Genomic DNA, 11,160 nt, shown 5'->3' with positions numbered 1-11,160 from the left:
CCGATGGCGCAGGAGGAGACACACGCGTTTCTCCGAACGAGACACATGTGTGTTGTGGATGCTTCTTTGACGTCCCCCAGGTCCCCCGACCTCGACGACAGCGCGGCATCCTTGAACGCGCCGCGGTTTCCAGCGTTGAAAAATCCCCCTGCTGGCCCAGATGGTGGTTCAAGAATACGGTATGTGCCCTGGCCGGGGCAATACTCAGGAGATTCGGGGCATTGTGTCAGAAAACACGCTGGATGTCTTCTCCGTCTGTGGTGTGTGACACCCATGTCGTGCCGTGCGCTCCGCTGGGTCTCCCGTCGAGCACCCAGCAGGGGTCCCGGCGGCCGCGCGGGCTCAGCCGGTCGGCGAGGCAGCCGGGTCCTCGGCCGAGAGCAGCTCGTCCAGGATCGCGGCGTCGGGCATGTCGAAGTGATTGTGCCCGGCGAGCAGCTCCAGCCGGGTCTGCTGGAATCCGCGATTCTCGTAGAAGCGCTGACCCCGGGTGGCGGCCTCCACGGCGTCGAAGTCCGAATTGGGGTCCGTGCCGTCGTCGTCCGCGCCGGTGAACCACCACATCTTCAGGTCCTTCTTCTGCTGCTCGTCCGCCGAGCTCATCAGCGATCCGGGGGACCCGCCACCGCCGACCATTGCCGCACCGCCGGTCACGAGATCCCGGGCGCCGCTGAGCACCCCGTAGCTGAGCATCTCGGCGCCACCGGAGTAGCCGAGCCAGCTCACGCGGTCCTTCTGCACGGGCAGGTCCGTGAGCAGCCGCTGGGTGACCAGGGCCCGCAGCCACCGCAGATTGGGGCGCAGGTCCCGCCACCACGTGCAGTCGCCGGTGCAGTCGGGTGTCAGGGGGACCACCAACAGTGCGTTGTGGGACGCCGCCACCGCGGCCAGGCACGTGGTGCGTCCACCGGGCTCGGTGAACTCCGCGCCCCCGTCCCCGTGCAGGTCCACCACCAGGCCCACGGGGCGGCTCGTGTCCACCCCGCCGTCCACCACGTGGTACCTGCTCGTGGTGCCGTTGGAGGTGAAGGACTGCTGCAGCGCACCCAGCGCACCGGCCTGCGTCTGGTCCTCGTCCGTCTGCTGGGTGGGCAGGGTCACGGTGTGGGGATGGGCCCGGGAGTCGTCGTCGGAGAGACCGTAGCGGGTGCAGTCGGTGGTGGGCGCTTGCGCAGAGGTGAACGGGTCCACGGCGACGAGCACGGCGGCGGCGATCAGGACCAGCAGGAGAACCAGTACCGCAACGATCCGCCACCGGGCTCGCTTCGTGCCCGTCCTCGAAGGACCGGTGGGCATGGCGAAGATCGTACCCCGCAGAGTCACAGCCCCGGCACAGCCGCGCACTCAACCCGGCACAGGGCCCGTTCCTAGCGTGGAGCACGTCAACCACCGATCGTCACGAACGGGAGCCCCGCCATGAAGATCCTCCCCAAGACCGCCGTCTGGTCCGCGACCCTCGCGCTGTCCTCCAGCCTCCTGCTCAGCGGCTGCTCGGCACCGGCCAACGCCGCGTCCTCATCCACCGTGGCCACGGCGAGCACCAAGACCAGCGTGCCGAGCACGGACGCGACCACCGAGGACGCGACGGCAGACGGCTCCACCACCGCGAGCACGATCTCCGAGACGGCCGAGTCCGCGCAGGCGTTCCTGGCCACGTTCTCGGACGAGCAGAAGTAACAGGTGGTCCACGACCGCGACGACGAGGCGGAGACGACCTCCAGGTCCAACGTCCCGGTCTCGTTCGTGGACCGTGCGGGGCTGCACCTCACGGACCTCAGCGACGAGGGGTACCAGATCGAGGCATCCCTGGACGACACGTACGTCAACTGATCCGGTGCCACGGAGTACGACATGGCCCACGGTGACGGCATGTACTTCCCGATCTCCGGCCCGAACCTCTACGTCGAGTTCCCGGACCAGGCCGGTTCCGCCGGCGCGGACAACGCCGCCGTTCCCCCGGGCCCTGCCGCGCCGCGCCCGCTTCGGCGGGCTGGTTACCACCCCGATTCCCCCACCCGGCGGTCGGCCCAGTCACTTCCTTTCAGGTCTCGGGTGAAACTCGAAACATCGCCCCGTGGCGATTTTCAGGTTTCGCTGGAGACTTGCAGTTTTTCGGCCCCGTCCCCCGGCCTCTGCGCCCCACGCAGCGGGACCAGCCGGGGGACGGCCCACACCAGGGCCACCATCACCGGCAGCTCCACGAGCGTCTGGGTGACCACCGCGAGGGGTGCGAGCCCCGAGCCGCCCGGCAGAGCCAGGGCGAGGGGAAGCACCACCAGCGAGTTGCGGGTCACCCCGGTGAAGAGCACCGCCCGGCGCTCGCGAGCCGGTCCCAGGGCGAGCCGCCCGACACCCCAGCCCACCGCCGTCATCACCAGTGCGAACGCGGCGTAGAGGGGAACCAGCGGGGCGAGCTCCGACACCCTTGCACCCACGCCGGCAATCTGCGAGGCCACCACGGTGGCGAGCACAAGCACCATGAGCGGCACCATGGCCGCGGCCACGAAACCCTCCCACGCGCAGGGCAGGCGGGCGGGCGCCGTTGCCCGCCGCGCCGTCGTCCATTGTGCCGTCACCCACTGCGTCGCGGCCGCGAGCGCCAGCGGCACGAGGATCAAGGTGAGCAGCGCCCAGGCGAAGGTGCCCCAGTGCAGAGAGGCGGCGGCTTCGGGCCCGAGAAAGAGCCACAGGAGCAGAGGAAGCACGGGGATCTGGAGCAGCATGAGCACCGGTGCGGCGGCGAGCAGCTTCTCGGCCGCACCACCGGCGAGGCCCGTGAAGACGATGACGTAGTCCACGCACGGCGCCAGCAGAACCAGCAAGGCCCCCGTGAGCAGCGGCCCCTCAATGCCGAACAGGTGCACCAGCCCCAGCACGACCACCGGCACCAGCACGAAGTCCAGGGCGAGCACGGTCCCCAGGAAACTCCAGTCACGCAGGGCCCGGCCCAGGTGGCGCAGCGGGATCCCGAGGAAGGTGGCGTACAGCAGCAGGGCCAGGAGGGGCGTCACGGCGGGGTTGGCCAGGGAGCCCGAGCCCGGCACGAACCACCCGGCCGCCGCGCCCACCAGGATGGCGAGCAGGTAGAGGAGCACCTGGTGGCGCTGCAGCCAGTCGTTCACGCGGTGATCCGCCTCCATCCGTCAGCACCCCGGGCCACAGGCGCTCTCCCGTCCCGCGGCGGCGTCGTCAACCCTGCGCGCCGTCCTTCTCTGACATGGCGGCGATCACCCGGTCCACAAGCGCCGCGATCTCGGCCGCCTGGGCGCCGACGGCGGCCTCCGCGTCGGTGAACGTGCCGTTCTCCCCGTAGTCGTCCCGCGACTGGAAGAGTTTCTCACCCTCGGGGTCCAGCTGCGGACCCACGAGGGAGAGCACCTGGGCGAACTGGTCATAGACCATGCCGCCACCGCGACCGCCGTAGCTGATGATAGCGCCGAGCCTGCCCTGCCACTCGTTGTAGAGCGAGTTGATCGCGGTCTTCGGGCCCGAGGGGTCGCCGTCGTTGTCCTGGGGCGTCACCACGACGACGGCGTCCGCGCCGCTGACCGTGGCGGCCCAGTTGCGGGTGTGCTCACGGGCGTACTGCCCGGTGGCGGGGACCTGGGGCTCGTTGAGCGGTGGCAGGTTCAGCTCGCTCAGATCCACAACCTTCGTGTCCACGCCGCGCTCGCTCCTGATCCGGTCCACGACCCCAGCGATCTGGTCCCCCACCCGGACGGGCCGCGTGCTGCCGATGATGACGATCGCCTTCATGGGAGGTGCTCCCCCGTTCCCGGGCGTCCGTTCCCTAAGAGAGGCGGTGTCCGGGTGGCCCTCGTACGCGCTCACGGGTATGGAGCTGGTGGACGCGCGGACGCTCGAAGGCGAGTGAGGAATGCACGTTATTGCCCACGAGAGTGCCAGCCTCCTCGAGGCAGTCGACGAGTCCGCCACCGCCGACCTCAGACAGAGCATGGGGCTGACGCTGACCTCCACCCTGGAGAGCTGCACGAACGGGGACAGCGCCGAGTGCCAGGGGCAGCGCCACCACCTGTGCCCCTGGTCCACGACAGCCGGGCGCGCGTCACCTCGACACCTGCGAGCCAGGGGCACCAGGGCACGCGAAAAACCCCCTCACCATCTCGGTGAGGGGGTTTCCCTGTTTCGTGGAGCTAAGGGGACTCGAACCCCTGACCCCCTGCATGCCATGCAGGTGCGCTACCAGCTGCGCCATAGCCCCGTGCGACTCGGAAAACTCTACCACGGCCTGCCCGTCCGCGTTCGCCCGGAAGAGTCTTCCGTGCACCCGCTGAGGGGCTTTGCGCTTCCAGTTCCCCGGAACAACTCGACCATCCTAAACAGTCAGGATGGACGGGCGCAAATTGTCGCGGTGGCCGCTCAGACGGCCGGCGAGGCGGCGTCGGCGGCGGCCTCGGGCGCTTCCGGCAGCTGCACGTCGATGGCTGGGGAGTCGCCCCAGAGCCGCTCCAGGGCGTAGAACGCGCGGTCCTCGTCGTGCAGCACGTGGATCACGGCGTCGCCGTAGTCGAGCAGCACCCAGCGGCCCTCGCCCTTGCCCTCGCGGCGCAGGGGGCGGCGGTCGAAGCGCTCAATCAATGTGTCCTCCACGGCGTCCACCACGGCGGCCACCTGGCGCTCGTTGGGCGCGGAGGCCACCAGAAAAGCCTCGGTGATGGCCAGGCTGTCGCTGACGTCGAACGCGATGACGTTCTCCGCCTTCTTCTGGTCCGCGGCCTGAGCGGCGGCGCGGACGAGGTCGATGGATTCGGTGGTTGCAGTCACGGAGGCGTGCTGTCCTTTCGCAAGGGTGTGTGTCTTACAGGATGAACATGATCAGGACCACGGCCAGCGCCGCGACCACCAGGAGCAGCAGCACCAGCAGCCACCGCATCCAGCCGCCGCGGCTCCTGTAGGCGCCAGGCTCCAAAAGCTCGAGCCCTTCGGCGTCCACGGCGCGGACGGGCCGGCCGGGTGGGGCGTGGTGCGAGTCCTCGGTTGACGACGCCGCGGCGTCACCCCCCGCACGCTCCCCCGGCCCGGCTTCGGGGCCGGCGGCCGGTTCAGCCGCGGCCGGCGCAGCAGTCGCCTCGGCCGGCGCAATGTAGATCGGGATCTGAGTGGTGGCCGGGCCCGGCCCGTAGTCCACGGGACTCGCGGGCCACGACGTCGCCGTAGCATCGGGGGCCTGAGCTCTCGGATCATGGGTGCCCGGAGCCGGGATGCCGGCAGTGGTGGTCCGAGGAACCCCGGCGCGCGGCGTGGCCGTCCCGGGAACCATGACACCGGCAGCCGCAGCCCCGGAAGCTTCCGGGGCGGCGGCGTCTCCGCTGCGCGCCAGCGCGCGCTGCGCATCGTGGCGGTCCCGTTCGTTCGCCGCCGCGGCCCGGACCGCGAGGTCCGCGAGCCGCTGCTGCTTGGCGAGCAGGGCGTCGTCGACCCCCGCGCCCCGGTTGGCGCGCTCCGCGTCCTGGATCTCCCGCGCATGCTCGGCCATCTCGCGCTGCAGGCGCGCAAGCCGACGCGGGCCCAGCGGCTTGACCGGCTCGGAGGACACGGGCGAGTCCAGCTCGATCATGGGGGCGGGCGGGGACAGCCGCTCGTGCTCGCCCGTGGCGGGGTGGGTGGCCCAGGGGCAGTTCTGAGGGGTGCCGGGGCCGTCGTTCTTCTCGGGGGGTGTGCTCACGCGGTGCTCCTGTGTGCCGAGTGGGGAGTCTCGGTGGTCTCCGTGGGGGCGGACGTCGGAGAGGAGGCGTCCTCCCCGACCGGGGCCTGCGCGGATCCGGCGGAGGACGCGCCCGCGTCCGCACGCCCGGAGCCCCGGTAGAGCCCGTACTTGTTGATGTACTGCACCACGCCGTCCGGGACGAGGTACCACACGGGCTTGCCGGCGGCCACGCGGGCCCGGCAGTCCGTGGAGGAGATGGCCATGGCGGGCACGTTGAGCAGGGACACGCTCTCCGAGCCCACGGGGGCCGAAAGAACGTGGCCCGGACGGGTGACGCCCACGAACCGCGCGAGACGCCACAGCTCCGCCGCGCCCTTCCAGGTGATGATCTCCGCCATCGCGTCCGCGCCGGTGATGAAGAACAGCTCCGCGTCAGGGCGCAGCCGGTGCAGGTCCCGCAGAGTGTCGACCGTGTAGGTGGGCCCATTGCGGTCGATGTCCACGCGGGACACCGTGAACCGCGGGTTCGACGCTGTGGCCACCACCGTCATGAGGTAGCGGTGCTCGGCGTCGGAGACGTCCTGGCCGGCCTTCTGCCACGGCTCGCCCGTGGGCACGAAGACCACCTCGTCGAGGTCGAAGACGGAGGCCACCTCGGACGCCGCCACCAGGTGACCGTGGTGGATCGGATCGAAGGTGCCTCCCATCACGCCCAGCCGGAGCCTGCCGGGTGTGCGCGGGGGGATCTTCAGGTCGTCAGGGGACGTCGCCGAGGGGCTCGGAGCGTTCACGCGGGCCGATCGGTCGATCAGTGGCGGACGGGTTCGCCGACGTCGGCCAGCATGGCACGCTCGTCCGCGGGAAGCTGGGACGGGTCCTCGTACTCCCCGATCTCCGGGGCGGTGCCGCGGGAGGAGAAGGACATGGCCGCGAGCAGCATGAGGAGGAAGAGCGCGAACGCGATGCCACCGAAGACCGGGGCCAGCTCGTGGAGGCTCTCGTTGACGGAGTGGCCCTCCTCGGCGGCGAGGACGGTGGCGGTGGACAACAGGTGCAGCGAGCTCATGCGTTTCCCTTCTCGTGCCGGCGGGGCCGGTCTGCAGTGGTGACGGACCTCCCGGGGGACGTCCCCTCCATGGTACGTCTCAGGAGCGCACGTGGCCGTCACCCTGGACGACCCACTTGGTGGTGGTCAGCTCCTCCAGGCCCATGGGCCCCCGAGCGTGCATCTTCTGGGTGGAGATCCCGATCTCCGCCCCGAGCCCCAGCTGCCCACCGTCCGTGAAGCGGGTGGACGCGTTGACCAGCGCGGCCGCGGAGTCCACCTCGGCGGTGAAGCACTCGGCATTCGCGAGGTCGTTGGTCACGATGGCCTCGGTGTGACCCGTGGAGTAGCGCCGGATGTGCTCGAGCGCCTCCCCCAGCCCGTCCACGACCTTCACGGCCATGTCCATGTCCAGGTACTCCGTGGCCCAGTCCTCCTCGGTGGCCTTCAGGTGGTCTGAGCCTGGGGGGAGCAGGGCCGCAGCACGGTCGTCCACGTGCAGCGTGACCCCGGCCTTGTCGAGCGCGGCCAGCACCTCGCGGGAAGCCTCCGGAGCACCGCTGTGCAGCAGCAGCGTCTCGGCGGAGTTGCACGTGGAGGTGCGGTGGGTCTTGGAGTTCACCACCACCTTCACGGCCATCTCCGCGGGGGCGGACTCGTCCACGAACACGTGCACGTTGCCCTCGCCCGTCTCGATCACCGGCACGGTGGCGTTGGTGACCACGGACTGGATCAGGCCCCGACCACCACGCGGGATCAGCACGTCCACCTTGCCGCGCGCGCCCATCAGGGCGTTGGCGCCCTCGCGGCCGTAGTCGTCCACGGTCTGCACGCAGTCCGCGGGCAGCTTGGCGTCCGCCAGCGCGTCCCGCAGCACGCCCACGAGCGCCCGGTTGGAGTCGAAGGCCGCGGAGCCGCCACGCAGCAGCACGGCGTTGCCGGACTTCACGGCGATCCCGGCGATGTCCACGGTCACGTTGGGCCGCGCCTCGTAGATCACGCCGACGACGCCCATGGGCACCCGGATCTGCCGCATCCGCAGCCCGTTGGCCAGCGTCTGCCCTCGCACCACCGATCCCACGGGATCCGGCAGTGCCGCGAGCTCGCGCAGGGCGTCCGCGAGCCCCGTGATCCGCTCGGGGTCCAGCTTCAGCCGGTCCAGCATCGCGGCGGATGTGCCGTCCTGGCGCCCGCGCTCCAGGTCGCGCGCGTTGGCCTCCAGAATGCTGTCCCGGCGGGACTCGATCCGGTCGGCCATCAGGTTAAGGGCGCGGTCCTTCCACGCGCGCGGGGCGCGGGCGAGGCTGCGGGCTGCAACGCGGGCGTCGTCGGCCATCAGGCCCACACCCTTCACGGGGTCGTCCCCGAAGGTCTCCTGCGCGGTCAGCACTGACATGTTCTCGGCCACTGTTCCTCCTGCTTGTCGAGGGCTTGCTGGGGAGCGGTACGACGTCGTGTCGCCAGCTCGTCGGGCGTGTCGAACGGGGGCGGTGGGCGCCGCGGCCTACTGCTTGAGCTTCGTGCGGGCGGAGCGGCGGCGCAGGTTCACGAGGTTGTCCACGTGGACGAGCTCGCGGGCGTAGTCCTCGCCGAACTCCTCCCCTAGCTCGTCGGTGCGCTTGCCGAGCATCCCGGGGATCTCGTCCGAACCATAGTTGACGAGCCCGTGGCCCACCTCGCTGCCCTCGGAGTCCACCATGGACACCGGGTCTCCCGCCGTGAACGTGCCGCTCACGGCCGTGACACCCGCCGCGAGCAGGGACCGGCGGCCGCGAATCGCGTCCACGGCGCCGTCGTCCAGGGTCAGGGTGCCCTTGATGTCCGCGAGGTGGGCAAGCCACAGCAACCGCACGTTGCGACGCCCGCCGGTCGTGGCGAACCACGTGCCCACGTCCTCCCCAGCGAGGGCGCGCTCGATGTTCGCCGCGGACGTCACGAGCGCCGGGATGCCCGACGCCGCCGCGATCCGCGCCGCCTCGACCTTGGTGACCATGCCGCCGGAGCCCACTCCGGCGCGGCCGATGGTCCCGATCTCCACGCCCTCGAGATCCGTGATCGGGTCCGTGACCGTTGCGATCCGCTCCCCACCGTCCTGCGGGGGCTTGGTGTAGAGCGCGTCCACGTCCGAGAGCAGCAGCAGGGCGTCCGCCTTGATCAGGTGCGCCACGAGCGCGGCGATCCTGTCGTTGTCGCCGAACTTGATCTCGTGGGTGGCCACGGCATCGTTCTCGTTGACGATCGGCAGGATCCCCAGGTCCAGCAGCCGCTCGATCTGGCGGTGCGCGTTCTTGTACTGCGAGTGGCGCATCAGGTCCTCTGCCGTGAGCAGCACCTGCCCCACGGTCACGTGGTAGCGCGCGAAGTACTCGGTGTAGCGCGAGATCAGCAGCCCCTGGCCCACCGAAGCCGCGGCCTGCTTGGTGGAGAGGTCCTTGGGCCGCCGGGAGAGCCCCAGCGGTTGCAGCCCGGCCGTGATGGCACCAGAGGACACGAAGACGATCTCCACGCCCTGTGCCTTGACCCGCCCGAGGGCGTCCACGATGCCGCGCAGCGCGTTCTCGTCGATCGAGTTCTCGATGGACGTCAGGGAGGACGAGCCCACCTTCACGACGACGCGGCGGGCCTCGGGCAGCTGCTCCCGGCTCGTGATCGCGGAGCGGCGGTTCTTCCCGCGGCTCTCCGTGCTGAGCTGGATCGCGGACTTCGAGGCCTGCTGCTCCACGGCGGACACGTCAATCGTCTCTGCGGGGGTCTTCTCACGGTGCGGCTGCTCACTCACTGTCGTCCGACTCCTTCGTCTCACCGGTGCCGCCCTCCCGGCGACGGGACCTCGCCTCGTCCACGGACTCGGTCCAGATCCCGGCCCGTCGCTCCTCCTCGAGCTCGGCGCGCGCCTCGGACTTGGCGTCCATGCGGTCGTAGAACTGCTCGCGCTTCTCGCGCCGGGTGGGCCGGGAGGTCTCCTCCATGCGCAGGTCCGAGCCGCGGGGCCCGCCCAGCAGCTCGGCGCCGCCCACCATGGTGGGCTCCCAGTCGAAGACCACGCCGTTCTCCTCGGGCCCGATCAGCACGGCGTTGCCCGGCTTGGCCCCGATCCGGAACAGCTCGTCCTCGATGCCGAGCTTGGCGAAGCGGTCCGCGAGGTAGCCCACGGCCTCGTCGTTGTTGAAGTCCGTCTGCAGCACCCACCGCTCGGGCTTCTCGCCCCGTACGTGGTACAGAGGCTCCTCCGCCCGGTCCTCGCGGGTGATCACGAACTCGCGGCGGTCCCGGCCACGACGACGCCGCGCGGGCTCCGGCTGCAGAACCGTCACCGTGCGCTGCTCCTCCGCTCGCCTCTCCTCCTGCTCCCGCGCCTCGGACACGAGCGCCGCCATGGCGAAGCCGAGCTCCCGCAGGCCCTCGTGGGAGGCGGTGGAGACCTCGAAGACGGGGTAGCCGCGCTGCTCGAGCTCCGGGCGGATGAAGTTGGCGAGCTCCCTGGCGTCCGGCACGTCCACCTTGTTCAAGACCACGAGCCGCGGGCGCTCGGTGAGCGGGACCGCGGTGGGGTCCTCGTCCCGCACGGCCTCCGCGTAGTGGGCGAGTTCCTCCTCCAGGGCATCCAGGTCCGTGAGGGGGTCGCGGCCGGGCTCCAGCGTGGCGCAGTCGATCACGTGCACGAGAGCGGCGCAGCGCTCCACGTGGCGCAGGAACTCCAGGCCCAGGCCCTTGCCCTCGGACGCGCCGGGGATTAGGCCGGGAACGTCAGCGACCGTGAAGCGGGTGTCCCCCGCCTGCACCACGCCCAGGTTGGGGACGAGCGTGGTGAAGGGGTAGTCCGCGATCTTGGGGCGGGCGGCGCTCATGGCCGCGATCAGGCTGGACTTGCCGGCGGAGGGGAAGCCCACGAGCGCGATGTCCGCGATGGACTTCAGTTCGAGCTCGACCTCCTGCTCCTCACCGGGGGTGCCGAGCAGTGCGAAGCCCGGTGCCTTGCGCTTGGGTGAGGCCAGCGCCGCGTTGCCCCGGCCGCCCATGCCGCCGGCGGCCAGCACGTACTCGCTGCCTTCTCCCAGCAGGTCCGCGAGCACATTGCCCTCGCGGTCCTTGACAACGGTGCCGTCCGGGACGGAGAGCACCAGGTCCTGGCCCTTGAAGCCGTGGCGCATGTCTCCCTTGCCCGGCTCGCCGTTCGGGGCCTTCTGGTGCGGGGCGTGGTGGAAGCCCAGCAGCGTGGTGGACTGCCCGTCCACGCGCAGGATCACCGACCCGCCGTCGCCCCCGTTGCCGCCGTCCGGTCCGCCCAGGGGCTTGAACTTCTCGCGCTTGACGGACACGCAGCCGTGGCCCCCGTTGCCGCCGGTGGCGTGCACGACGACTCGATCAACAAAACTGGCCACGTGGCTCCTCGGGATCTGGGTGGCCCGCCGTGCGCGGGACCCGTTGGTCTCTGGTGAAAAGAATA

General features: G+C 70.6%; 12 protein-coding genes and 1 tRNA gene. 2 read left to right on the top strand and 11 right to left on the bottom strand.

Translation table 11 applies throughout. The features are described from left to right. Window positions 1-342: 342 nt before the first annotated feature. On the bottom strand, window positions 343-1,296 hold the full coding sequence (locus tag B3G12_RS12305) for a hypothetical protein (protein ID WP_244944665.1): 954 nt from the start codon (window positions 1,294-1,296) through the stop codon (window positions 343-345). Window positions 1,297-1,416: 120 nt separating this feature from the next. Between B3G12_RS12305 and B3G12_RS12300 the strand changes: the two genes are divergently transcribed. Together B3G12_RS12300 and B3G12_RS12295 are read left to right on the top strand one after the other, a co-directional pair. Continuing rightward, window positions 1,417-1,677 (top strand): hypothetical protein, encoded by a 261-nt coding sequence (locus tag B3G12_RS12300; RefSeq protein WP_144942605.1) that lies wholly within the window; start codon window positions 1,417-1,419, stop codon window positions 1,675-1,677. A 3-nt stretch (window positions 1,678-1,680) separates the two neighbouring features. Further along, window positions 1,681-1,830 carry a hypothetical protein gene (locus B3G12_RS12295; protein WP_186366653.1) on the top strand — a complete coding sequence of 50 codons (150 nt, stop codon included), beginning with the start codon at window positions 1,681-1,683 and terminating at the stop codon, window positions 1,828-1,830. Between the two features lie 254 nt (window positions 1,831-2,084). On the opposite strand, the gene B3G12_RS12290 is transcribed toward B3G12_RS12295, so the two are convergent. The 10 genes from B3G12_RS12290 to obgE all read right to left on the bottom strand — a co-directional run bounded on the left by B3G12_RS12290 (window position 2,085) and on the right by obgE (window position 11,095). After that, on the bottom strand, window positions 2,085-3,122 hold the full coding sequence (locus B3G12_RS12290) for an arsenic resistance protein (protein WP_244944666.1): 1,038 nt from the start codon (window positions 3,120-3,122) through the stop codon (window positions 2,085-2,087). Window positions 3,123-3,189: 67 nt separating this feature from the next. Continuing rightward, complete coding sequence (locus tag B3G12_RS12285) at window positions 3,190-3,756, bottom strand: NADPH-dependent FMN reductase (protein WP_290500600.1); 567 nt, start codon at window positions 3,754-3,756, stop codon at window positions 3,190-3,192. A gap of 393 nt (window positions 3,757-4,149) precedes the next feature. After that, window positions 4,150-4,222: transfer RNA gene (locus tag B3G12_RS12280), tRNA-Ala, on the bottom strand. Between the two features lie 158 nt (window positions 4,223-4,380). Next, complete coding sequence (gene rsfS, locus B3G12_RS12275) at window positions 4,381-4,785, bottom strand: ribosome silencing factor (RefSeq protein ID WP_290500597.1); 405 nt, start codon at window positions 4,783-4,785, stop codon at window positions 4,381-4,383. Window positions 4,786-4,819: 34 nt separating this feature from the next. After that, on the bottom strand, window positions 4,820-5,686 hold the full coding sequence (locus tag B3G12_RS12270) for a hypothetical protein (RefSeq protein WP_144942601.1): 867 nt from the start codon (window positions 5,684-5,686) through the stop codon (window positions 4,820-4,822). Next, on the bottom strand, window positions 5,683-6,420 hold the full coding sequence (nadD, locus tag B3G12_RS12265; RefSeq protein WP_260983366.1) for a nicotinate-nucleotide adenylyltransferase: 738 nt from the start codon (window positions 6,418-6,420) through the stop codon (window positions 5,683-5,685). The genes B3G12_RS12270 and nadD overlap by 4 nt, the downstream gene beginning before the upstream one ends. Window positions 6,421-6,476: 56 nt before the next feature. Then, on the bottom strand, window positions 6,477-6,734 hold the full coding sequence (locus tag B3G12_RS12260) for a hypothetical protein (RefSeq protein WP_144942599.1): 258 nt from the start codon (window positions 6,732-6,734) through the stop codon (window positions 6,477-6,479). A 79-nt stretch (window positions 6,735-6,813) separates the two neighbouring features. Continuing rightward, window positions 6,814-8,121, bottom strand: coding sequence for a glutamate-5-semialdehyde dehydrogenase (locus B3G12_RS12255; protein WP_145009245.1), 1,308 nt, complete (start codon window positions 8,119-8,121; stop codon window positions 6,814-6,816). Between the two features lie 96 nt (window positions 8,122-8,217). Beyond that, window positions 8,218-9,492 carry a glutamate 5-kinase gene (gene proB, locus B3G12_RS12250; RefSeq protein WP_244944668.1) on the bottom strand — a complete coding sequence of 425 codons (1,275 nt, stop codon included), beginning with the start codon at window positions 9,490-9,492 and terminating at the stop codon, window positions 8,218-8,220. After that, complete coding sequence (gene obgE / locus B3G12_RS12245) at window positions 9,485-11,095, bottom strand: GTPase ObgE (RefSeq protein WP_145009247.1); 1,611 nt, start codon at window positions 11,093-11,095, stop codon at window positions 9,485-9,487. The genes proB and obgE overlap by 8 nt, the downstream gene beginning before the upstream one ends. Window positions 11,096-11,160: the final 65 nt, after the last annotated feature.

Origin of the sequence: Kocuria sp. UBA5001 (genome assembly GCF_002398425.1) — a bacterium.
Lineage (GTDB): Bacteria > Actinomycetota > Actinomycetes > Actinomycetales > Micrococcaceae > Kocuria > Kocuria salsicia.
This window is presented reverse-complemented; position numbering and strand designations above follow the sequence as displayed.

Coding starts and splice junctions, on each gene's coding strand:
- B3G12_RS12285 (WP_290500600.1), bottom strand. CDS start 3,756: ATGAAGGCGATCGTCATCATCGGCAGCACGCGGCCCGTCCGGGTGGGG.
- B3G12_RS12260 (WP_144942599.1), bottom strand. CDS start 6,734: ATGAGCTCGCTGCACCTGTTGTCCACCGCCACCGTCCTCGCCGCCGAG.
- B3G12_RS12300 (WP_144942605.1), top strand. CDS start 1,417: ATGAAGATCCTCCCCAAGACCGCCGTCTGGTCCGCGACCCTCGCGCTG.
- B3G12_RS12305 (WP_244944665.1), bottom strand. CDS start 1,296: ATGCCCACCGGTCCTTCGAGGACGGGCACGAAGCGAGCCCGGTGGCGG.